This is a genomic window from Streptomyces sp. NPDC026301, from assembly GCF_055567935.1.
On sequence record NZ_JBVHPN010000015.1, the window covers coordinates 74147 to 96928 of the forward strand.

16 protein-coding genes and 1 riboswitch are annotated in these 22782 nt (G+C 71.8%); of the genes, 5 read left to right on the top strand and 11 right to left on the bottom strand.

The genetic code is table 11. The features are described 5' to 3' along the window. Positions 1-158: riboswitch (cyclic di-AMP (ydaO/yuaA leader) on the bottom strand. 344 nt (positions 159-502) lie between these two features. Together ACZ4MH_RS25305 and ACZ4MH_RS25310 are read right to left on the bottom strand one after the other, a co-directional pair. Continuing rightward, positions 503-1870, bottom strand: coding sequence for a M16 family metallopeptidase (locus ACZ4MH_RS25305; protein WP_351591356.1), 1368 nt, complete (start codon positions 1868-1870; stop codon positions 503-505). A 20-nt stretch (positions 1871-1890) separates the two neighbouring features. Beyond that, entirely contained in the window at positions 1891-3285 is a 1395-nt protein-coding gene (locus ACZ4MH_RS25310; RefSeq protein WP_351591359.1) for a M16 family metallopeptidase, read from the bottom strand. A gap of 483 nt (positions 3286-3768) precedes the next feature. On the opposite strand from ACZ4MH_RS25310, the gene ACZ4MH_RS25315 reads away from it, so the two are divergent. Then, positions 3769-6237, top strand: a complete 2469-nt coding sequence (locus tag ACZ4MH_RS25315) for a DNA gyrase/topoisomerase IV subunit A (RefSeq protein ID WP_351591326.1) — start codon at positions 3769-3771, stop codon at positions 6235-6237. Between the two features lie 116 nt (positions 6238-6353). Here ACZ4MH_RS25315 and ACZ4MH_RS25320 read toward each other — a convergent pair whose 3' ends face one another. Next, on the bottom strand, positions 6354-7559 hold the full coding sequence (locus tag ACZ4MH_RS25320) for a CobW family GTP-binding protein (protein ID WP_351591329.1): 1206 nt from the start codon (positions 7557-7559) through the stop codon (positions 6354-6356). Between the two features lie 628 nt (positions 7560-8187). Between ACZ4MH_RS25320 and ACZ4MH_RS25325 the strand changes: the two genes are divergently transcribed. From ACZ4MH_RS25325 to ACZ4MH_RS25335, 3 genes are all read left to right on the top strand, one after another. Further along, positions 8188-9159 carry a sucrase ferredoxin gene (locus tag ACZ4MH_RS25325; RefSeq protein WP_351591332.1) on the top strand — a complete coding sequence of 324 codons (972 nt, stop codon included), beginning with the start codon at positions 8188-8190 and terminating at the stop codon, positions 9157-9159. Positions 9160-9273: 114 nt separating this feature from the next. Beyond that, complete coding sequence (locus ACZ4MH_RS25330; RefSeq protein WP_351591335.1) at positions 9274-11001, top strand: sensor histidine kinase; 1728 nt, start codon at positions 9274-9276, stop codon at positions 10999-11001. After that, entirely contained in the window at positions 10998-11672 is a 675-nt protein-coding gene (locus tag ACZ4MH_RS25335; protein ID WP_351591338.1) for a DUF7342 family protein, read from the top strand. The genes ACZ4MH_RS25330 and ACZ4MH_RS25335 overlap by 4 nt, the downstream gene beginning before the upstream one ends. 34 nt (positions 11673-11706) lie before the next feature. Here ACZ4MH_RS25335 and ACZ4MH_RS25340 read toward each other — a convergent pair whose 3' ends face one another. The 6 genes from ACZ4MH_RS25340 to ACZ4MH_RS25365 all read right to left on the bottom strand — a co-directional run bounded on the left by ACZ4MH_RS25340 (position 11707) and on the right by ACZ4MH_RS25365 (position 18828). After that, positions 11707-13416 carry a solute symporter family protein gene (locus ACZ4MH_RS25340; RefSeq protein WP_467754696.1) on the bottom strand — a complete coding sequence of 570 codons (1710 nt, stop codon included), beginning with the start codon at positions 13414-13416 and terminating at the stop codon, positions 11707-11709. Continuing rightward, positions 13413-14000: a DUF485 domain-containing protein gene (locus ACZ4MH_RS25345; RefSeq protein WP_351591341.1), complete on the bottom strand. Its 588-nt coding sequence runs from the start codon at positions 13998-14000 to the stop codon at positions 13413-13415. Before ACZ4MH_RS25345 ends, ACZ4MH_RS25340 begins: the two co-directional genes overlap by 4 nt. Before the next feature lie 167 nt (positions 14001-14167). Beyond that, complete coding sequence (locus tag ACZ4MH_RS25350) at positions 14168-14860, bottom strand: response regulator transcription factor (protein WP_351591344.1); 693 nt, start codon at positions 14858-14860, stop codon at positions 14168-14170. Beyond that, positions 14839-16026, bottom strand: a complete 1188-nt coding sequence (locus tag ACZ4MH_RS25355; RefSeq protein ID WP_467754709.1) for a histidine kinase — start codon at positions 16024-16026, stop codon at positions 14839-14841. Before ACZ4MH_RS25355 ends, ACZ4MH_RS25350 begins: the two co-directional genes overlap by 22 nt. A 34-nt stretch (positions 16027-16060) precedes the next feature. Beyond that, a complete protein-coding gene (locus ACZ4MH_RS25360) occupies positions 16061-16555 on the bottom strand; it encodes a DUF1453 domain-containing protein (protein ID WP_351600457.1) in 495 nt (164 codons plus the stop codon). 152 nt (positions 16556-16707) lie between these two features. Continuing rightward, complete coding sequence (locus ACZ4MH_RS25365) at positions 16708-18828, bottom strand: DNA gyrase/topoisomerase IV subunit B (RefSeq protein WP_351600455.1); 2121 nt, start codon at positions 18826-18828, stop codon at positions 16708-16710. 433 nt (positions 18829-19261) lie between these two features. Between ACZ4MH_RS25365 and ACZ4MH_RS25370 the strand changes: the two genes are divergently transcribed. Then, on the top strand, positions 19262-19483 hold the full coding sequence (locus ACZ4MH_RS25370; protein ID WP_467754697.1) for a DUF7455 domain-containing protein: 222 nt from the start codon (positions 19262-19264) through the stop codon (positions 19481-19483). Between the two features lie 250 nt (positions 19484-19733). On the opposite strand, the gene ACZ4MH_RS25375 is transcribed toward ACZ4MH_RS25370, so the two are convergent. After that, on the bottom strand, positions 19734-20561 hold the full coding sequence (locus ACZ4MH_RS25375) for a S1 family serine peptidase (RefSeq protein WP_351600452.1): 828 nt from the start codon (positions 20559-20561) through the stop codon (positions 19734-19736). A gap of 136 nt (positions 20562-20697) precedes the next feature. Further along, positions 20698-22257 carry an RNA polymerase sigma factor gene (locus ACZ4MH_RS25380; protein ID WP_351600450.1) on the bottom strand — a complete coding sequence of 520 codons (1560 nt, stop codon included), beginning with the start codon at positions 22255-22257 and terminating at the stop codon, positions 20698-20700. Between the last annotated feature and the right edge of the window lie 525 nt (positions 22258-22782).

Consider the following 22782-nt stretch of genomic DNA (forward strand, 5'->3'; position numbering starts at 1 on the left):
CCTTTCCTTCCTTCTCGCCTACCGGGTTAGCTGACGGGTTCGGAGCAGGAAGGTCTCCTACGGCGGCCTCCGGAGAGGACGCCGATTCACCCCAAGGGGACATGTGGGTCCCCGGCTCCCCTGGCTCGCGCCGTACGGGGACTCGGCGATGACTGTCCGGCGGCCGCGGGCGCGGCGCAGTTCTGACGAACAGCCGGACCGACGCTAAAGGGGACATCTCGCGATCAGCAAACAGAATCGAGAGTTTGTGCCGGACGCCACACGGGGCGGAGGCAACCACCTACAGCATTCCGGACAAAAACGAAGATCCCGGGCCGCTTTGGCGGCCCGGGACCCTTTATGTCCTGCTATGTGAGCGGCGTTGGCACGGTTCAAGACACCCAGTGACGGGACCGGTACGACGCGTTCCGGCCCGTCCTTCCGCCGTACCGCGCAGGCGAATTCACCACCGCAACCGCCCCGGGACGGCGCCGGTCCGCGACCGCCGCCGGCCCGCCCCGCGTCAGCCCGTGACGACCGACACCTCGCCGATGCCCAGCTTCCGCACCGGCTCCGCGATCTGCGCGGCATCGCCCACCAGGACCGTGACGAGCCGGTCCACCGGGAAGGCGCTGACCGCGGCGGCGGTCGCCTCGACCGTGCCGGTCTCGGCCATGCGCCGGTACAGCTCCGCCTGGAAGTCGTCGGGGAGGTGCTGCTCGACCTGGTCGGCCAGCGTCCCGGCGACGGCGGCGGCCGTCTCGTACTTCAGCGGCGCCACGCCGACCAGATTCTGCACCGCCACGTCGCGCTCGGCGTCGGTCAGGCCCTCGGCGGCCAGCGTCCGCAGCACCTTCCACAGGTCCTCCAGCGCCGGACCCGTGGACTCCGTGTCCACCGAACCGCTTATGGCCAGCATCGCCGCGCCCGTGCCGTCACCGGAGGAGCGCAGCACCTGCCCGAAGGCCCGTACGCCGTAGGTGTAGCCCTTCTCCTCGCGCAGCACGCGGTCCAGGCGGGAGGTGAGCGTGCCGCCCAGGCAGTACGTGCCGAGCACCTGGGCGGGCCAGACGCGGTCGTGCCGGTCGGCGCCGATGCGGCCGATCAGCAGCTGCGTCTGGACGGCGCCGGGCCGGTCGACGATGACCACACGGCCGCTGTCGTCGGCGGTGATGGGGGAGGCGGCCACCGGCTCGGCGGCGGAGCCGGTCCACGCGCCCAGGGTCTCCTCCAGCGCCGCGTCGAGGTCCACCCCGGTGAAGTCGCCGACGATGACGGCGGTGGCCGTGGCGGGGCGTACGTGCGCCTCGTAGAAGGCGCGGACAGCGGCGGCGTCGATGCGCGCCACCGTCTCCTCGGTGCCCTGGCGCGGCCGGGACATCCGGGAGGTGGCCGGGAACAGCTCCTTGGAGAGGGCCATCGCGGCGCGCCGGGCCGGGTTGGCCAGCTCGTGCGGGATCTCGTCCAGGCGGTTGCGCACCAGGCGCTCGACCTCGCTGTCCGGGAAGGCCGGGGCGCGCAGGGCGTCGGCGAGCAGGCCGAGCGCCTTCACGAGGCGGGAGGCCGGCACCTCCAGGGAGACGCGGAGGCCGGGGTGGTCCGCGTGCGCGTCCAGCGTGGCGCCGCAGCGCTCCAGCTCGGCGGCGAACTCCTCGGCGTCGTGCTTGTCGGTTCCCTCGGAGAACGCCCGCGCCATGATCGTGGCGACGCCGTCCAGGCCCTCGGGCTCGGCGTCCAGCGGCGCGACGAGGTTGATCTCGACGGCCACGACCTGCTGGCCCGGGCGGTCGGCGCGCAGCACCGTCAGGCCGTTGCCGAGCGCGCCGCGCACCGGGGCCGGGAACGCCCACGGCTTCGGCTGCCCGGCCTGCGGCTGCGGGTGGAAGGTCATGGTCGGGGTCACGGCGTCGGTCACTGGGCCGCCTCCTCGGTCTTGGTCTCGGTGTCGTTCTGGACGGCGGCCGCGGCGGGCTCCGGCTCCCCGGCGGCCGCGGCCTCGGCCCCGGCGGGCAGGGTCGGCTCGTAGACCAGCACCGCGCGGTTGTCGGGGCGCAGCCGGGCGGCGGCGACCGCCTGCACCTCGTCCGGGGTGATGTCCAGAACGCGCTGTACGGCGCTCAGCGCGAGCTGCGGGTCGCCGAACAGCACCGCGTACCGGGCCAGTTCGTCCGCGCGCCCGGCGACCGTCTCCAGGCGGTCCAGCCACTCGCGCTCCAACTGGGCCTGCGCGCGCTCCATCTCCTCGGCGGTCGGGCCCTCCTCGGCGAAGCGCTTCAGCTCCTCGTCGACGGCCCGCTCGATGGCGGGCACCTCGACGCCGTGCGAGGTCTTCACGTCCAGCCAGCCCAGCGAGGGCGCGCCCGCCAGGCGCAGCAGGCCGAAGCCCGCCGCGACGGCGCTGCGGTCGCGGCGCACCAGGCGGTTGTAGAGCCGGGAGGACTCGCCGCCACCCAGGATCGTCAACGCGACGTCCGCGGCATCAGCCTCACGGGTGCCGTCGTGCGGCAGCCGGTACGCCGCCATGAGGGCGCGCGAGGGCACCTCCTCCTCGACGACCTCGCGCAGCTCCCGGCCCATGATCTCGGGCAGCGAGCCGTCCCGCGGCGGCTGCTTGCCGTCGTGGCCGGGGATGGAGCCGAAGTACTTCTCCACCCAGGCGAGGGTCCGCTCGGGGTCGATGTCGCCCACGATGGACAGCACGGCGTTGTTGGGCGCGTAGTACGTGCGGAAGAAGTTCCGCGCGTCCTCCAGGGAGGCGGCGTCCAGGTCGGCCATGGACCCGATGGGCGTGTGGTGGTACGGGTGGCCCTCGGGGTAGGCCATCGCCGTCAGCTTCTCGAACGCGGTGCCGTACGGCACGTTGTCGTACCGCTGGCGGCGCTCGTTCTTCACCACGTCGCGCTGGTTCTCCAGCGACTCGTCGTCCAGTGCGGCCAGCAGCGAACCCATCCGGTCCGCCTCCAGCCACAGGGCGAGCTCGAGCTGGTGGGCGGGCATGGTCTCGAAGTAGTTCGTCCGCTCGAAGCTCGTGGTGCCGTTGAGCGAGCCGCCGGCGCCCTGCACCAGCTCGAAGTGACCGTTGCCCTTCACCTGCGCCGACCCTTGGAACATCAGGTGCTCGAAGAGGTGCGCAAGGCCCGTACGGCCCTTCACCTCGTGGCGGGAGCCGACGTCGTACCACAGGCAGACCGCCGCGACGGGGGTCAGGTGGTCCTCCGAGAGCACCACGCGCAGGCCATTGGCCAGCCGGTGCTCGGTTGCTGTCAGGCCGCCGGAGCCGGCTTGTTCTGTGGCCGTGTGACCCATGGGCATGTACGTCCCTTCGATCCGCTTGCGAGGAAGTTCTGTCACTGTATGCAAGCGCGTCGGCATCTGGCGAAGTTCCCGTCCGGCGCTCCCGCCGGTAGGAGATTCCCCGGATCGGGGCGCTCCGCACCTGCGTTCCGCTCTGGTGTTCGCCGCCTGTCGCGCGGTTTCCGGGCCCGGCACGGCCGTCGTCCGCGGGGCTTCGGCGGGGCTCCAGCGGGGTCCCGGCGGGGCTCCGGAGGCGGGTGACGGCCGGTGCGCAGGGGCGCTACGGACGGGTCGCGGTCGGCGATGTCAGTGCGGCGGTCCACAATGGTCCGCGACAGGTTCGGCCGTTGAGCGCGCCGGAGCACGGCAGATCCCGGCAGACTCAGCCGTCGGGCCTGCCCCGGCAGGGGACGCGAGCACCGCGCCGACCTGCCGGTCCAGCAGACGCCGTAGCCGTAAGCGAAGCAGAGTTCGAGCGAAGGAGCCGCAGCCGCGATGGCCCGCCGCAGCACGAAGACCCCGCCGTCAGGGGGCACACCGGAGCCCCAGGACTTCGAGGAGCGGATCCTCGACATCGACGTCGTCGATGAGATGCAGGGTTCCTTCCTGGAGTACGCGTATTCGGTCATCTACTCGCGCGCCCTGCCCGACGCACGCGACGGCCTCAAGCCCGTACACCGCCGCATCCTGTACCAAATGAACGAGATGGGCCTGCGCCCCGACCGCGGATACGTGAAGTGCGCCCGCGTCGTCGGCGAGGTCATGGGTAAGCTCCACCCGCACGGCGACGCGTCCATCTACGACGCGCTGGTGCGCATGGCGCAGCCCTTCTCCATGCGGCTGCCGCTGGTCGACGGCCACGGCAACTTCGGTTCGCTGGGGAACGACGACCCGCCGGCGGCCATGCGGTACACCGAGTGCCGGATGGACTCCGCGACGTCGCTGATGACGGAGTCCATCGACGAGGACACCGTCGACTTCCAACCGAACTACGACGGCCAGGAGCAGGAGCCCGTCGCCCTCCCGGCGGCGTATCCGAACCTCCTCGTCAACGGCGCCTCCGGCATCGCCGTCGGCATGGCGACGAACATGCCGCCGCACAACCTCGGCGAGGTCATCGCCGCCGCCCGGCACCTCATCAAGCACCCGAACGCCGACCTCGAAACGCTGATGCGGTACGTCCCGGGCCCCGACCTGCCCACGGGCGGCCGCATCGTCGGCCTCTCCGGCGTCCGGGACGCGTACGAGAAGGGCCGCGGCAGCTTCAAGATCCGCGCCACCGTCGCGGTGGAGAACGTCACGCCGCGCCGCAAGGGCCTGGTCGTCACCGAACTGCCCTTCACGGTCGGCCCCGAGAAGGTCATCTCCAAGATCAAGGACCTGGTCGGCTCGAAGAAGCTGCAGGGCATCGCGGACGTCAAGGACCTCACCGACCGCGAGCACGGCCTCCGCCTGGTCATCGAGATCAAGAACGGCTTCCACCCCGAAGCCGTCCTCGAGACGCTCTACAAGCTCACTCCCATGGAGGAGTCCTTCGGCATCAACAACGTCGCGCTGGTCGACGGCCAGCCGCTGACGCTGGGCCTGAAGGAGCTCCTGGAGGTCTACGTCGACCACCGCTTCACCGTCGTACGGCGGCGCAGCGAGTTCCGCCGCAGCAAGAAGCGCGACCGCCTCCACCTCGTCGAGGGCCTGCTCACCGCGCTGATCGACATCGACGAGGTCATCCGCCTCATCCGCTCCAGCGAGAACAGCGCGGAGGCCAAGCAGCGGCTGATCGAGCGCTTCGGGCTGAGCGACATCCAGACGCAGTACATCCTCGACACCCCGCTGCGCCGTCTCACCAAGTTCGACCGCATCGAGCTGGAGTCCGAGCGCGACACCCTCCGCGCCGACATCGAGAAGCTGACCAAGATCCTCGATTCCGACGCCGAGCTGCGCAAGCTGGTCTCCTCCGAACTGGCCTCGGTCGCCAAGAAGTACGGCACCGAGCGCCGCACGGTCCTGCTGGAGTCCTCCGGCGCGGCCGCTGCCGCCGCGGTGCCGCTGGAGGTCGCCGACGACCCCTGCCGCGTCCTGCTGTCCTCCACGGGGCTGCTGGCGCGTACGGCGGGCGGCGAGGGCTCCTTCGACACCGACGCCAAGCGTGCCAAGCACGACGTCATCGTCTCCGCCGTCCCGGCCACGGCCCGCGCCGAGGTCGGCGCGGTCACCTCCGCCGGGCGGCTGCTGCGCCTGTCGGTGATCGACCTGCCGCAGTTGCCGGAGACGGCCGCCACACCCAGCCTGTCCGGCGGCGCGAAGATCTCCGAGTTCCTCACCCTCGACGACGGCGAGGAGCTGGTCTGCCTGACCACCCTCGACGAATCCTCACCCGGCCTCGCCCTCGGTACGGAACAGGGCGTGGTCAAGAGAGTGGTGCCGGACTACCCGGCGAACAAGGAGGAGTTGGAGGTCATCTCCCTCCGGGACGGCGACCGCGTCGTCGGCGCCGTCGAGCTGCGCACCGGCGAGGAGGACCTGGTCTTCATCAGCGACGAGGCCCAACTGCTCCGTTACCCGGCCGCGCAGGTACGTCCGCAGGGCCGCGCCGCCGGCGGCATGGCCGGCATCAAGCTCGCCGAGGGCGCGAAGGTCATCTCCTTCACCGCCGTCGACCCGGCCGCCGACGCGGTGGTCTTCACCGTCTCCGGCTCCCACGGCACGCTGGACGACTCCATCAGTACTGCCAAGCTCACCCCCTTCGACCAGTACCCGCGCAAGGGCCGGGCGACCGGCGGCGTCCGCTGCCAGCGCTTCCTGAAGGGCGAGGACCATCTCACCCTGGCCTGGGCCGGCGCCGCCCCGGCCCGCGCCGCGGACGCCAAGGGCAGCCCGGTGCCGCTCCCGGACCCGGACCCGCGCCGCGACGGCTCGGGCGTCCCGCTCACGAAGAAGGTGGCCACGCTGGCGGGGCCGGTGTAGGGACGTCCGCCCCGCCCCTGGCTCGGTTCTCGGCGCCGTACGTCACTTCGGTGGCGTGCGGTGCCGAGGCTTTCGGTGGCGTGCGGCGCCGGGCCCGGGGGCCCCAGGGGTGTCGCTTACGCGTCCTTCATGTGCGCCCCTGCGAAGGTCTCGTCCTCCTCCGTCGTGTCCGGTTCCTCATCGGAAGCGGACGACGGTACGTACCGCAGCACTCCCCACATCGTGTGCGGGTCGGTCTCCTCGGGCGCGGTGTCGCGGCAGGCGTCCAGCTCCTTCCGCAGCGCCGGAGCGTCGATACCGGACCCGATGAGCACGAGCTGCGTCAGCCGCTCCTCCCCCTCGGCCCACGCCCCGGGATAGAACCGCAGAAAACCACCCACCGCGTGCACGGTGAACTTCTGCCCGCTCCCCGCCACCCCGAAGTGCACGAACCCCTTGATGCGGTACAGCCCGGCAGGCCGCGCGTCCAGGAACTCCATCAACCGCCGCGGGTGCATCGGCTCGGCCGAGGTGAACTCCACGGTGTCGTAACCGGCGTGCAGGTGACGTCGGTTCCCGTGTCCGCGTCCGTGTGCGTGTCCGTCACAGCTCCCGTCACCGGCACTCCCTCCGTGCGCCGCACACTCCTCGTTCTCCTCGTGCTCGTCGTTCTCGTCGTGTTCCTCGTGCTCGACCTCCTCCCTGAGCAGGTCCTCGAAGGACAGCTGTCCCTCGGCCACGCCTTCCCGGGGCCGGCGCTCGAAGAGCAGCTCCGGGTCGATGCGTCCGTACGCCGCGGGCACGACAGGCGTACCGGGCGCCAGCTCGCCGAGGGTGCCCAGCAGCTCCGCTCGCCGGGCGTCGCCGATCCGGTCGGCCTTGTTGAGGACCACCAGGTCCGCGATGGCCAGGTGCCGGTCCAGCTCCGGGTGGCGAGCGCGCGTGCCCTCGAACTCCGCCGCGTCGACCACCTCGACCAGCCCGCCGTACACGATCCGGTCGCTCTCGCTCGCGAGGATCATCCGGATCAGTTCCTGCGGCTCGGCCAGGCCACTGGCTTCGATGACGATGACGTCGATATGGGAGGACGGGCGCGCCAGCCGCTCCAGATACGTGTCCAGCTCGCTCGTGTCGACCGCGCAGCACAGGCAGCCGTTCCCCAACGACACCATCGAGTCGACCTGGCCCGCGACCAGCATCGCGTCGATCTCGATCGCCCCGAAGTCGTTGACGACCGCGCCGATCCGGGTGCCGCCGCTCCGGCTCAGCAGGTGATTGAGCAGGGTGGTCTTGCCGGACCCGAGGAACCCGGCGAGCACGACGACCGGGATCTGCCGCGGCACGGAGTCCCCGGCGGTCGGAGCCGGGTCCGAGCCCGGCCCCGGGCCCGTCCCCGGGCCCGCCGCCTCTCGGACAATCTCCTGTTCCCGGGCATCCGGGGCACGGGTGGCCGCGGCAGGAGTGGCCGGGCCAGGAGTGGCCGGGTGCTGCGTACTGGTCAAGGGGGCGCCTCCAGCGTGTCCGGTCGGTCCGCGTACGCCTGCCGGCTTCGGCCGCGGCGTACGTCGATCGAGCGTGGCGGGCACGGACCCGGCAGGCAGCGGTCGCTGCGGAGCGCATTGCTGCCCGGAGGACCTGGACGATCTTCAGGCCCGTCGCCCGCTCCAGGATATTGGCGCCATGTCCGGCTCCCGAGCCATGCCCCGCTCCCGAGCCACGTCCGGGTGCCGAGCCACGTCCCGCTCCCGAGCCACGTCCCGATCCCGAGGCGCCCAAGCCGCGCCCCGCTCCCGAGGCGCGCCGGCCCTCCCCGGATGCGCGGCCAGTATCGGCTCCGCCCGCTGGATGCCCGGCAAGACACCGCCCGGCAGGAGACCGGTGACGGGGCCAACCCGAAGCGCCCCGGCGAGGACCGGCCATTGCCGGCCCGCTGCCCGTCGGCGTCGCAGCCCGCAGGTTAGGGTCGCCTATGTGAGTACCTGTGCAACCGCTTCCCGCATGGCGGCCGAACCCCTGGCCGGTACGGCGGCCACCGCCCGGACCTGGCTGCTCGTCGAGCAGAGCGGCCCCTGGGGTGCCAAGGCGCTCACCGACAGCCACCTCGACCCGGCCGTCGGCCGCGCCCTGGAGGCCGCCGCCGCGGACACCGGTGTACGCGTCGCCCTGATCCGCCGCCCCGGCCGGCACGCCGACCGCGGGGCGAGCACGCCGCGCCGGGTCTTCCTCGCGCACACCGCCCCCGGCCGCTCCTGGATCCGTACGGCACGGATCGCCGACCCCGGCACGCTTCTCGACCTGGACTTCGCGGCGCTGGGCGCGGGTGCGCACGGCGATCTCTGGGAGCCGTACACCGGCCCGCCGCCGGTCCTCGTGTGCACCAACGGAAAGCGCGACCGCTGCTGTGCCGTACTGGGCCGGCCGCTCGCCGCGGAGCTGGCGGCGGACGGCATGGAGGCGTGGGAGGTCACGCACATCGGTGGTCATCGCTTCTCCCCCACGCTCTTCGTGCTGCCGTACGGATACGCGTACGGCCGGGCAGCGGCGCCGCTCGTCAAGGACGCCGTCGTCGCGGCGCGCGAGGGCCGGGTCGTCACCGACCACTGCCGCGGCCGTTCCACCTGGGACCGCCCGGCGCAGGCCGCCGACCTCGCCGTCCGCGATCTGATCGGCGAGGACCGCGCCGACGCCCTCGACGTCACCGGGATCGAGGCCCGCTCCTCCGGCGAAGGAACGCCTCCTTTCTGGGTCCTCACGCTCGCCCACGCCGACGGCCGCGTCTGGCGCGTCACCGTCGAGCAGCGCGCCGGCGACACCGCCACCCCGGCCAGCTGCGGAGCCTCCGCCATTCCTCCCGCACTCATGTCCGTCACAGACATCACTGCCCTCACCCCCGCCATCGCCGTCACACGATCGTCACGTTCCGTGACCACGACTGAAGATTAGAGCGATTCCGCCCGGCCGTGGCGGGCCTGTGGATAACTTTCGGCGGGGCCGTCGGCGACCGCGCGGGCCCGGTGATTACCCGAGCCACCGTCGTCCCGCTTACTGTTCGTTCGTATGGGCGACAAGGGCGAGGAGAGGGCGAGCGGGCCCGGCGCGGCCGGTGAGCCGCGCGGCGGCGGCCGGGCGCGACTGCGGCTGCGCTGGCCGCGCCGCGTGTTCGCGCAGGTCCTGCTCGTGCAGCTGGCCATCGCCGCCGGCGTGACCGCGCTGGCGACCGGTCTCTTCCTCGCGCCGCTCAGCGCCCAGCTGGACGACCAGGCCATGCGCCGCGCCCTGGCCATCGCGCAGACCACCGCCGCCCAGCCGCGCCTGGACGAGGCGCTGGAGGCGTCCCGCCCCGCCGCCGGCGGCCCGGTCCAGGCGGCCGCCGAGCGGATCCGGCGGGCGACCGGCGCCGAGTACGTCGTGATCATGGACGAGCACGGCGTGCGCTGGTCGCACACCGACCCGGGCGAGATCGGCCGGCACGTCTCCACCGATCCCAGTGCCGCCCTCTCCGGCCGGGAGGTCATGCAGATCGACGAGGGCACCCTCGGCCGCTCGGCGCGGGGCAAGGTCCCGCTGCGGGACGACCACGGACACATCGTCGGCGCCGTCTCGGTCGGCATCGCGTACGAGAGCGTGCAGCAACGGCTGCTGTCGACCGTGCCCGACCTGCTGGCGTACGCGGGCGGGGCGCTCGCCGTGGGCGCGCTGGCCGCGTACCTCGTCGCGCGCCGGCTCCAGCGCCGCACCCATGACCTGGCCTTCTCCGACATCTCCGCGCTGCTCGCCGAGCGGGAGGCCATGCTGCACGGCATCCGCGAGGGGTTCGTCGCGCTGGACCGGCACGGCCGCATCCGGCTGCTGAACGACGAGGCGCAGCGGCTGCTCGACCTGCGTGCGGAGGACATCGGCCGTCCCCTGGACACCGTGCTGCCCCCGGGCCGGACGACGGACGTGCTGGCGGGCCGGGCCTCCGGCGCCGACCTGCTCACCGTCAGCGGACAGCGGGTCCTGGTGGCCAACCGGATGCCGACCGACGACGGCGGCGCCGTGGTCACCCTGCGGGACCGTACGGAGCTGGAGCGGCTGGGCCGCGAGCTGGACGGTACGCGGGGGCTGATCGACGCGTTGCGCGCCCAGGACCATGAACACGCGAACCGGCTGCACACCCTCCTCGGGCTGCTGGAATTGGGGCTGTACGAGGAGGCGGTGGAGTTTGTGACGCACGCGGTCGGCGTGCACCGGGCGACCGCCGAGCAGGTCACCGAGCGCGTGCACGACCCCTTGCTGGCGGCGCTGCTGGTGGGGAAGGCGACCGTGGCCGCCGAGCGCGGCGTGTCGCTGAGCATCGCGACAGCGACCCGGCTGCCGGACCGGGTGGTCGACCCGCACGGCCTCGTCACGGTCGTCGGCAATCTGGTCGACAACGCGCTGGACGCGGCGGCCGGCGGACGGGACGGGCAGGTCGAGGTGGAGGTGCGCGCCGAGGGCCGGACGGCGACCGTGCGGGTCAGCGACAACGGCCCCGGCGTGCCGCGCGAGCGGCGCCAGGAGATCTTCACGGAGGGCTGGACGACGAAGGAGCCGCCGGCACACGGGCAGCGCGGTATCGGGCTGGTCCTCGTACGACGGCTGGCCGAGCGCTACGGGGGCGGCGCCGAGGTGGACGACCGTCCGGGCGGCGGCGCACGGTTCACCGTGACGCTCCCCGACGCGCTCGCGGACGCCCTGTCCGAGACGCATGTCTCCGACAGGAGCGGGGAAACGCTGCCGGATCCCCTGGGAGGCGCGCGATGATCGACGTACTCGTCGTCGACGACGACGTCCGGGTGGCCGGGATCAACGCCGCGTACGTCACGAAGATCGCCGGTTTCCGGGTCGTCGCGCAGGCGCACACCGCCGCCGAGGCGCTGGCCGTGCTGGAGAGCACGGCCGTCGATCTCGTCCTGCTGGATCACTACCTCCCGGACGAGACGGGCCTGCAGCTCGTGGCCCGGCTGCGGCAGCGCGGCCTGCACACGGACGTGATCATGGTGACGGCGGCCCGCGACGTCGCCACCGTACGGGCCGCCATGCGGCACGGCGCGCTCCAGTACCTGGTGAAGCCGTTCACGTTCGCCGGGCTGCGTTCGAAGCTGGAGGGGTATGCGGCGCTGCGGCGGACCTTCGAGGTCGGCGGGCAGGCCGAACAGTCCGAGGTGGACCGGATCTTCGGGGCGCTGGGGGCCGCCAACGCCGGTCCGGCCGAGCTGCCCAAGGGGCACTCCACGGCGACGGCCGACCGCGTACGGTCCGTCCTGCGCTCCGCCGAGACCCCGCTGTCGGCACAGGAGGTGGCCCGGCAGGCAGGCCTCAGCCGGCAGACCGCACAGCGCTACCTGAAGCTGCTGGAGCGGGCCGGCCGGGTCAAGCTGACGCTGCGGTACGGCGAGACGGGCCGGCCGGAGCATCGGTACGACTGGGTCTGAGCCGACCGGGCCCGCTGCGCCGCCTGTGCGGCCGTCACGCCGCCCCCGCGCCCGTCAGCGCCCGTACCTCGGTCTCCGCGTGCCGGGCGGCGGCGTCCGGGGCCTGCGGAGAGGTGATGGTGCCGAGCCAGCCGAGCGCGAAGCCCAGGGGGATGGAGACCAGGCCCGGGTTCTCCAGGGGGAAGAGCTGGAAGTCCAGGCCGGGGAAGATCGCCGTGGGGCTGCCGGAAACGACCGGTGAGAGGACCACGAGAGCGATCGCCGGGAGCAGCCCTCCGTAGACGGACCAGACGGCGCCCCGGGTGGTGAAGCGGCGCCAGAAGAGGGAGTAGAGCAGGACGGGGAGGTTGGCGGAGGCGGCGACCGCGAAGGCCAGTCCCACGAGGAAGGCGACGTTGAGGTCCTGGGCGAGCAGGCCGAGGCCGATGGCCGCCGCCCCGACGCCGACCGCCGCGGCCCGCGCGACGGCGACTTCCCCGAAGGCCGCGCCCCGCTCCCGGGAGGCGCCGTCACGCCCTTCGGAGGACGCGTCGTCGCCGTACGAGGACGCGGTGCCCCCGTAAGAAGGCCTGCTGCGCCGCAGCGCCCCGTACAGGTCGTGCGCGACCGACGCCGAAGACGCGAGCGTGATGCCCGCGACGACGGCGAGGATCGTGGCGAAGGCGACCGCCGCGACCACGGCGAAAAGGATCGTTCCGCCAGTGGAGTCGGGGCCGCCTCCCAGGTCGAGGGCGAGCAGCGGTACGGCGGTGTTGCCGGCCGGGTTGGCGGCCCGTACCGCGCCGGTCCCGAGCACGGCCGCGGCTCCGAAGCCGAGCACGATCGTCATCAGGTAGAAGCCGCCGATGAGCCCGATGGACCACACCACGGAGCGGCGGGCGGCGCGGGCGGTGGGCACGGTGTAGAAGCGCGACAGGATGTGCGGCAGGCCCGCGGTACCGAGGACCAGCGCGAGCCCGAGGCTGAGGAAGTCCAGCCGAGCGGTCCAGCTGCCGCCGTACTTGAGGCCCGGGGCGAGGAAGTCCGCGCCGTGGCCGCTCTGTCGCGCCGCGGTGGTGAGCAGCGTGCCGAGGTCCCCGTGGAAACGGACCAGCACGAGGAGGGTCAGCGCGATGGCGCCGCCCATGAGGAGCACGGCCTTGATGATCTGGATCCAGGTCGTGGCCCGCATGCCGCCGCAGATGACGTAGAAGACCATCAGGGCGCCGACGCCGACGACCGTCCACGTACGGGCCACCTGGCTCGTCCCGCCGAGCAGGAGGGCCACCAGGCTGCCCGCACCGACCATCTGGGCGACGAGGTAGAGCACGGAGACGGTGACGGAGGAGACGCCTGCGGCGATCCGTACGGGGCGGCGGCGCATACGGGCGGCGACCACGTCGGCGAGGGTGAAGCGGCCGCAGTTGCGCACCAGTTCGGCGACGAGGAAAAGCACGAGGAGCCAGGCGACGAGGAAGCCCACGGAGTACAGCAGGCCGTCGTACCCGAAGAGGGCGATGAGGCCGGAGATGCCGAGGAAGGACGCCGCCGACATGTAGTCACCGGCGATGGCGAAACCGTTCTCCATGGGCGAGAAGAGCCTGCCCCCGGCGTAGAACTCCTCTGCGGAACCGTGCCGTCGGCGGCCGGCCCAGGCCGTGACCGCGAGGGTCACGGCCACGAAGGCGCTGAAGAGGACGAGGGCCAGGATGTGGTGGTCATCGGGCGCCGCGGAGGCGGCGAGGGCGGACGGGCGGCCGGTCAACGGACGTTGCCCCCTGTCATGTCCTGGGTCTCCCAGCGCAGGTCGAGCGCGGCCCGGTCCCGGCGCAGCCGGGCGTGGCGGGCGTACGCCCAGGTGAGGAGGAAGGTCGTGGCGAACTGGCCGAGTCCGGCGAGCATGGCGACGTTGAGCGGGCCGATCACCTGGCGGGCCATCAGTCCGGGCGCGGTGACGGACGCGATGACGTACGCGAGGTACCAGGTCAGGAAGAGGGCTGTGGCGGGCACGACGAAGCTGCGGTAGCGGCGGCGCACTTCCTGGAAGGCGGCGCTGCGCTGGACGGCGAGGTACACCTCCTCGTGCGCCGGGTCGCCGGACGCCCCGGGGACGTCCGTGCGCTGCGCCGGGGGGCTCGGCCACGACAGGTCGGGGCCGTCCTCCGCCGTGGCGTCGGCCGTCTCGCGCTCCGTGTCGTCCGCGTCCGCCCATCCGGCCGCCCGCTGCGCCGGCACGCCGCCGTCCTCCCGTGCGGCCGCGCCCCGGTCGCCCCGTCCGGAGGCGAGGGTGTCGTACCAGGGGTCGTCGAGCCGTACGGCTCCGGCCGGGCGGCCGTCGCGCTTCTCCACCGGGCATCTCCTTGTTCCGCGGCCTGTCTGGCCGTGCGCCCAAGGATGGACAGACGCGGTGGTTCCCGGACATCCATTGCGAATCCTTCACCCCATCAGGTGACGGACCAACCGGGAGGTTTCCTGGCCTTGTGGCGCGCTGACAGGAGCGGTGTCACCCTTCCGGGTCACCCCGGGGGCTGCGCGATCCCGTGCCGGTACGCGTAGTGGATCGCCTGCGCCCGGTCGCGGAGCCCGGCCTTGGCGAAGAGGTTGTTGATGTGGGTCTTCACCGTCGCGGTGGAGACGTGCAGGCGGCGGGCGATCTCGGGGTTGGAGAGTCCCTCGGCGACCAGGGCGAGCACCTCGGTCTCGCGGGCAGTGAGGCCGTCGGGCGGCTCCGGAGGAGCGGCCGCAGCACTCGGTCGCGGTACGGACGGAGCCTCGGCGAACCGTTCCAGCAGCCGCCGCTGCACCTGCGGCGAGAGCCCGGCCTGACCGGACATGACGTCCTCGACGGCCCGTACGATCTCGTCGCCGTCGGCGTCCTTCGTGAGGTAGCCACGGGCGCCGGCCTGCAGGGCCGGGAAGAGGGACTCGTCGTCGGCGTACGTCGTCAGCACAACGACCTGGGTGCCGGGGTGCTGCTCCCGGATGCGGCGCGTCGCCTCCACCCCGTCGCAGCGCGGCATCCGCAGGTCCATCAGGACGACGTCCGGAGCGAATTCGGCGGTCATGCGGACCGCTTCGTCGCCGTCGGCCGCCGAGCCGACGACCTCGATGCCCGGCAGCAGTCCCAGAAGCATCACGATGCCCTCGCGCACCACGGTCTGGTCGTCGGCGACCACCACGCGCGCGCTCACGCCGGTACTCGCAGCCACACCACGAATCCCTCCTCACCCGGGCCGGACTCCAGCGTCCCGCCGAGCAGTTCGGCGCGCTCCCGCATTCCCCGCAGACCGTACCCGGAGCCGCTGGCCGCGAGGTCACCGGGCGCGCCGCGGCCACCGGAGTCGCGCACCCGCAGCCCCACCTCGCCCGCCGCGTACTCCAGGCGCAGCTCCACGCGCGCCCCGGGGGCGTGCTTGCGGACGTTGGTCATCGCCTCTTGGGCGACCCTGCGCAGCGTGAGCCCTGCCTCCGGGGACAGCGCGCGGCTCTCCCCCACCACGTCCAGCCGCGCGCCCTCGGTGGCGGCCAGCTCGCGCAGGAAGTCCTCCACGGGGCCCATCTCGCCCCGCAGCGCGGACAGCGCCTCCCGGGTGCCGTCCAGCCCTTCGCGCGCCATCCTGCGGGCCGCCGTCACCCGTTCGAGTACCTCGGTGCGGGAACCCTCCAGGTCAGGGCTTCGTTCGATGAGAAGACGGGCGGCTTCCAGGTGTACGAGCTGGGCGCTGAGGCTGTGCGCGAGCACGTCGTGGATCTCGCGGGCGATCCGGCCGCGCTCGGCCAGCGCCGCCGATTCGGCCTCGGCGGCACGGGCCTCGGCCTCGGCGGCGCGGGCGGCGCGCTCCTGGGCGAGGAGGCGCTGGGCGTTGCCGCGCGCCTCGGCGTCCAGCCGCAGGACGTATCCGGCCAGGGCCAGCCCGGCGGTGGTGATCGCCGTCGCCCACAGCCCGTCGCCGTTGAGCACGGCGTACGCGCCGAGGGCCGCGGCGGTGCAGGGGATCGCGGCGGCCGGCGGCAGGCGTTCCAGCGCCGTGACGGCGCAGGCGCACCACAGCACGACAGCGGGCACCCGCAGCCCCGCCTCGTGGAAGCCGAAGGCACCGGCCTCCATGAGGAGCAGCAGGGTGACGGAGGGCCACAGGAGGTGCCGGAGCGTGGCGCGGAAGAAGCCCCAGAAGGCGACGCCGACGGCGAGGATGCCGACGGCTCCCGCGACCGCCGCCCAGCCGCGCAGATGATGGCTGGTGAACGCGGTCCACAGCAGCGCGGCCAGCACCAGGGCGCGGATGATCCGGCCGAGCCAGAGGCGCGCGGGGCTGGTGCCCACCCGGGAGAGGGCCTCGCGCAGCGGCCAGCGCGTCCAGGAGTTCAGCGGCACCGGCAGCGGCACGGACGCTCCTGTTCCTCGCGGGTCACCTGGGGGCAGCAACACGGTACGCCGGGCCGAGCACCCCGGCCCTCCAGGCCAGCGCGCCGGACTGGGCGAGCAACAGGGCGGCGACGGTGAGGGTGGTGGCCTGGCCGTTCAGATGGACGCCGAGCAGCGCGCCGATGCCGAGGAGGCCGAGGCGTACGGCGACGCCCGCGGCCCAGACGGCGGCCGTCACGCCCCGGCCCTTGGCCCATACGGTGCCGTCCTGGTCGGTCCACAGGCGCATCGTCCAGGCGAGGCCGGCTCCGGTGGCGAGCCCGGCGGCGACGCCGGCGCCCAGGAGGACGGCGGAGGCGGTGGGGTGGGAGGCGCTCAGCAGCGCGCCGCCGGACCGGCTGACCGAGACGTAGACCAGGACGGCCGGCAGCACCCACCAGCTCCTGCGGTCGGCGGCGACCTTCCGTGCGCTGAACTGCCGGACGATGACGAGGGCGGCGACCGCCGCGATGACGAGGATGGTGGGCACGCCGCCCATGGTTCGAGCCTCCGGTTGCGGGGACGGTTTCGACGTCTCCCCACGCTAGGAAGGCGCGGCGGCGTGCGGATCGGCCCGCGGGTGGGCTCCGGGTGGAAATGCGCGGAGGGCCGTACACCCAGGGGTGGACGGCCCTCGCACGACAGCGGCGATCAGGTGTCGATGCGCGAGCGGTCCAGGGACGCGGCGGAGTCGGTGATGAACCCCTTGCGCGGCGCGACCTCATTGCCCATGAGCAGGTCGAACGCCTTCTCGGCGGCCTCCAGGTCGCTGATGTTGATCCGGCGCAGGGTGCGGTGGCGCGGGTCCATCGTGGTCTCGGCGAGCTGGTCGGCGTCCATCTCGCCCAGGCCCTTGTAGCGCTGGATGCTGTCCTTGAAACGGACGTTCTTGCGCTGGAGTTCCAGCAGGGTCTGCCGCAGTTCGTTGTCCGAGTACGTGTAGATGTACTTGTCCACGCCCTTCTTGGGGTTGATCAGCTCCACGCGGTGCAGCGGCGGCACGGCGGAGAAGACCCGGCCCTGTTCGATCATCGGGCGCATGTACCGCTGGAAGAGCGTGAGCAGCAGCGTACGGATGTGCGCGCCGTCGACATCGGCGTCGGCGAGGAAGATGACCTTGCCGTAGCGGGCCGCGTCGATGTCGAAGGTGCGGCCCGAACCGGCCCCTATGACCTGGATGATGGCGCCGCATTCGGCGTTCTTCAGCATGTCCGAGACGGACGACTTCTGAACGTTCAGGATCTTTCCGCGGATCGGCAGCAGCGCCTGGAATTCGGAATTGCGCGCGAGCTTGGCCGTACCGAGCGCCGAGTCGCCCTCCACGATGAACAGTTCGCTGCGGTCCACGTTGTCGCTGCGGCAGTCGGCGAGCTTGGCGGGCAGCGAGGAGGACTCCAGCGCAGTCTTCCTGCGCTGCGCCTCCTTGTGCTGCCGGGCGGCGATGCGCGTACGGGCGGCCGCGACGGCCTTGTCCAGTACGGCGCGGGCCTGCGCCTTCGCGTCGCGCTTGGTGGAGGTCAGGAACGCCTTCAGCTCCTTGGCCACCACGTTGGCGACGATGCGGTTGGCGGCCGACGTGCCCAGTACTTCCTTGGTCTGGCCCTCGAACTGGGGCTCGGCCAGCCGTACGGTGACGACCGCCGTGAGCCCTTCGAGGGCGTCGTCCTTGACGATGTCGTCCTCGGCGACGCGCAGCAGCTTGGCCGAGCGCAGCACTTCGTTGACCGTCTTGGTCACGGAGCGCTCGAAGCCGCTGACGTGGGTGCCGCCCTTCGGGGTGGCGATGATGTTCACGAACGACTTGAGGGTCGTGTCGTACCCGGTGCCCCAGCGCAGCGCGATGTCCACGCCCAGCTCGCGGGTGACCTCGGTGGGCGTCATGTGCCCGCGGTCGTCCAGGACCGGCACGGTCTCCTTGAAGGTGCCCTGCCCCGAGAGGCGCAGCACGTCACAGACGGCCTTGTCCTGCGCGAGGTACTCGCAGAACTCGCTGATGCCGCCGTCGTAGTGGAAGGTCTCCTCGCTGGGGCCCTCGCTCTCGATGCCGCGCTCGTCCCGTACGACCAGCGTGAGGCCGGGCACGAGGAAGGCGGTCTGGCGGGCGCGGGCGTGCAGGTTCTCCAGGGAGAGCTTGGCGTCCTTCAGGAAGATCTGGCGGTCCGCCCAGTAGCGCACCCGGGTGCCCGTGCGGGTCTTCGGGATGCGCTTGCCCTTGACGAGCCCGCCGGTGGGGTCGAAGGGGGCGTCGGGGCCCGACTCGGTGAAGATGCCGGGGACGCCGCGCCGGAAGCTGATGGAGTGGGTCTTGGAATTGCGGTCGACCTCGACGTCCAGGCGGGCGGAGAGGGCGTTGACCACGGACGCGCCGACGCCGTGCAGGCCGCCGGAGGCCGCGTAGGAGCCGCCGCCGAACTTACCGCCGGCGTGCAGCTTGGTCATGACGACCTCGACGCCGCTGAGGCCGGTTTTGGGCTCGACATCGACGGGGATGCCGCGGCCGTTGTCCCGGACCTCCACGGAGCCGTCCTCGTGCAGGACGACGTCGATGCGGTCGCAGTAGCCGCCCAGCGCCTCGTCGACGGAGTTGTCGATGATTTCCCACAGGCAGTGCATCAGGCCGCGGCTGTCGGTGGACCCGATGTACATGCCGGGGCGCTTGCGGACGGCCTCCAGGCCCTCCAGGACGAGCAGATGCCGCGCGGTGTAGTTGGATCCGTCCCGGTCTGCCCCGGTCAGCACGGCGGTGGACGGCACGGACATCTCGGCGGTCACGCGGTTCGCTCCTCGCTGAATTTCTGGTGGTCCGCATTCCGCGGACCCTGTGTGTGGCGGTGTCGCCGGTCAGAGGGTACCGAGGCCAGGTAGAGCCGACGTGACGCCACCCGTAAGCGGGCCCATGCTAGTAGAGTTTCGTTCGTACGTTCTATTCCTCGTGTGGGTGACGTGAACATCACGTTCCCTTCGAGGCATGAACCATTTAGGCTCCGGGCACGTCCTCATCAACGACCGGCAACCCAGCCGGGAGGACAGCCCGACCGACAACTTGAATCAGACCACCACGCAATACGGCTCATTCGCCGCCACCCGGCAGCACCCGGCCACCTCGGAAAAAAATTTTCGAGGAAAAGCCACGAGCGGGAACGTTTTCGGCCTGGTTGGATGTTGACCCTGGTACGACAGCTCGTCGAGCTAGAGAAGAGGCGACGTGACTACTGTTCTGACCCCCGCGAGCCCGCTGACGGCCGCTGACCGCTGCGGCGCACAGGCCTACCTGCGCGTCGTCCTGATGTCCGGCGGCGAACTGCTCTTCTGCGCCCACCACGGGCGCAAGTTCGAGCCAGAACTCAAGAAGATCGCCGCGGAGATACAGGACGAGACGGAGCGGCTGACCGCCTCTCCGGCGTCTGCGTCCGAAGAGGAACGCTGACACATCGCACCGACGACGAGCGAGTAGCGGCTACGAGCCGTGCGCGGGCGGTTTCACCCGGTACCCACCGGGGAGACCGCCCGCACTCGTACTCACCTCGGTGCGCCCTTCGGCGTCCGGCCTTCGTGATCCGTCACGAGGACCGGCACGCCCCGTCCGACACTGCCCCCTCAGAGGATTTCCCGGGGCGCTGCGCGGCTCTTGAGCCGCTCCCCCACCCCATGGACCCTGCCGCCCGTCGCGGCCGCTCTCAGCCGCCCTGGGCCATCACCGCCTGCTTGGCGGCCGAGACCCGCGTGTAGACGCCCGGCTTGCCCGGCTCACCGCAGCCGGTGCCCCAGGAGACCAGCCCCACGAGCCGCCCGTTCGCCACGAGCGGTCCGCCGCTGTCCCCCTGGCAGGCGTCGTGCCCGCCCTGCTGCGTGCCCGCGCAGAGCATCGAGGCGCCGTCGTACGTGCCGTCCACGCTCTTCGGGTACGCACGTTTGCAGGCCGAATCCTGCATGACCTGCACCCGCGCCGCGCGCAGCACCGACGAATACGTACCGTTGCCGGTCGTGTCGCCCCAGCCGTAGACCGTGGCGCCCGTGCCCGGCTGATAGGCGCGGTCTCCCAGGCCGGCCATGGGCAGCGCGTAGTCGCTCGGTGCCATCCCGCGCAGCTTCACGATGGCGAAGTCCCCCGCGTTCGTCGTGGCGTCGTACGCGGGGTTGATCCAGACCTTGCTCGTCGCCATCTCCCTGCCGGCACGGCCGCGCAGGTCGGTACGCCCGACGATCACCCGCAGGTCCTTCACCGCGTCCGGGGACGCGCCCAGCACGTCCTTGCCCATACAGTGCGCCGCCGTGAGCACCGTCGAGGGCCCCACCAGGACGCCACCGCAGAACTGCCCGGAGCGTTCGTCCCCGAAGCGCTCGCGGCTCGCCAGCGCGACGACCCAGGGGCTGGCAGAGCTCTGTACCTGCTGTCCCCCGACGATGACGCTGTCGGCGGCGGCTGGTCCCGGCGCTCCGAGTGCGGCGACGGCCGGCGCGATGACGGCGAGGACCGTGGTGACAGCGCGGGTGCGGATGCCCATACCGACTCCTGACTCTGGGGGAGCTTTCGTACACCCAGAGTGAGTCAGTCCGCCGAGTGCCGCACCCCGGACACGCCGGAGCCCGGCCACTCCCCGAGCGGAGTGACCGGGCCCACGTGCCCGCTGACCTGGGACGTCAGTCCAGGTAGTCGCGCAGCACCTGAGAACGCGAGGGGTGCCGCAGCTTGGACATCGTCTTGGACTCGATCTGGCGGATACGCTCACGCGTGACGCCGTAGACCTTGCCGATCTCGTCCAGCGTCTTGGGCTGGCCGTCGGTGAGGCCGAAGCGCATCGAGACGACGCCCGCCTCGCGCTCGGAGAGCGTGTCAAGGACCGAGTGGAGCTGTTCCTGCAGAAGAGTGAAGCTGACCGCGTCGGCCGGCACGACGGCCTCGGAGTCCTCGATGAGGTCACCGAACTCGCTGTCGCCGTCCTCGCCCAGCGGGGTGTGCAGCGAGATGGGCTCGCGGCCGTACTTCTGGACCTCGATGACCTTCTCGGGGGTCATGTCGAGCTCCTTGGCCAGCTCCTCCGGAGTGGGCTCGCGGCCCAGATCCTGGAGCATCTGGCGCTGCACACGGGCGAGCTTGTTGATGACCTCGACCATGTGGACAGGGATACGGATCGTACGGGCCTGGTCGGCCATGGCGCGGGTGATCGCCTGGCGGATCCACCACGTCGCGTACGTGGAGAACTTGTATCCCTTGGTGTAGTCGAACTTCTCGACCGCACGGATCAGACCGAGGTTGCCCTCCTGGATCAGGTCCAGGAAGAGCATGCCGCGGCCGGTGTAGCGCTTGGCCAGCGAGACCACGAGGCGGAGGTTGGCCTCCAGCAGGTGGTTCTTGGCGCGGCGGCCGTCCTCGGCGATGATCTCCAGCTCACGCTTCAGCTTCGGCGCGAGCTTGTCGGCGTTCGCCAGCTTGTCCTCGGCGAACAGGCCGGCCTCGATGCGCTTCGCGAGCTCGACCTCCTGCTCGGCGTTGAGCAGCGGGACCTTGCCGATCTGCTTCAGGTAGTCCTTGACCGGGTCGGCGGTGGCGCCGGCCGCGGCGACCTGCTGCGCGGGGGCGTCGTCCTCGTCGTCGTCCGACAGCACGAAGCCCGCGGCCTCGGTGCCCTCGGCCGCCTCGGGGGCGTCACCCTTGCCCGGCGCCGCCGGGGTCTCCTCGACGGTGTCCTCTTCGAGGATCTCGTCGACCGCGTCCTTCTTGGTCTTCTTGGCCGTGGTCTTCTTGGCGGCCGTCTTCTTGGCCGTGGCCTTCTTCGCGGTGACCTTCTTGGCCGCCGCCTTCTTCGCCGGCGAGGGCTCCGCCTCGGCGCCCGGGCCGTCCGACGCCGGGGAGACGGACGCGGCCGCTGCCGCGGTGGTCTTCTTCACCGCGGCGGCCTTGGCCGCGACGGTCTTGGTGGCGGTGCGCTTCGCCGGACTCTTCGCTGCGACGCTCTTGCGGGTGCGCTTGGGCGCCTCTGCGGCACTGACCATCAGCGTCACACCCTCCTCGTCGAGGATCTGGTTGAGGCTGCGCAGAACGTTCTTCCACTGGGTTGGCGGAATCTGGTCAGCCTCGAAGGCCCGACGCACGTCATCGCCGGCGATCTGCCCATCAGCCTTTCCCCGCTCGATGAGCGCCATCACAGACTCGGACTCGGCGATCTCCGGCGGGAGCGTACGGGATGTGCTGGCCGACACGAACAACCTCTCGGAACGATGGAAACGGCTTCCGGCTCCGTCCACTGTGGACCGGAGCCGACGACCGTCGACGGGGGTGGGCCGACGGCGCAGGGGCAACCAGGGAGTTGGGACAGCGCCGCAAGCGGCCGCCGTATTCCCTCCTCGGCTATCACCTCTTAAGTCATCGCGCTTCCCCGCAGAGCGTTACGCCCAATCCGCGTGGCCCGAGTCACACCCCATAACGACACATTTTGCTCGATGTGGGGGCGTACTGGAGAGAAGGAGGCGAGAAGGGAGCCTCGGCGGCCACGAGGGACACGGCCGGGCAGGCGGCCGCCCCGCACGGAGACGTGCGGCTCGGCGACCGCCCCGCTGGCTCGTACGGCCCGTCGGCACGTACGGAGTCCTCTGCCTTGCGTTCGCTGCGTTGCTTCTTCCTTGCGTTCGCCGCGTTGCTTCGTCGCGGTGTTCGCCGCGCTTGCCGCGTCGGCCGCATGCGCCGCCTCGGCTGCGTCGACCGCGTGGGTTGCGTTCCTCGGTGTG

Coding starts and splice junctions, on each gene's coding strand:
- ACZ4MH_RS25360 (WP_351600457.1), bottom strand. CDS start 16,555: ATGGGCGGCGTGCCCACCATCCTCGTCATCGCGGCGGTCGCCGCCCTC.
- ACZ4MH_RS25305 (WP_351591356.1), bottom strand. CDS start 1,870: ATGACCTTCCACCCGCAGCCGCAGGCCGGGCAGCCGAAGCCGTGGGCG.
- ACZ4MH_RS25375 (WP_351600452.1), bottom strand. CDS start 20,561: ATGGGCATCCGCACCCGCGCTGTCACCACGGTCCTCGCCGTCATCGCG.
- ACZ4MH_RS25315 (WP_351591326.1), top strand. CDS start 3,769: ATGGCCCGCCGCAGCACGAAGACCCCGCCGTCAGGGGGCACACCGGAG.
- ACZ4MH_RS25335 (WP_351591338.1), top strand. CDS start 10,998: ATGATCGACGTACTCGTCGTCGACGACGACGTCCGGGTGGCCGGGATC.
- ACZ4MH_RS25330 (WP_351591335.1), top strand. CDS start 9,274: ATGGGCGACAAGGGCGAGGAGAGGGCGAGCGGGCCCGGCGCGGCCGGT.
- ACZ4MH_RS25310 (WP_351591359.1), bottom strand. CDS start 3,285: ATGGGTCACACGGCCACAGAACAAGCCGGCTCCGGCGGCCTGACAGCA.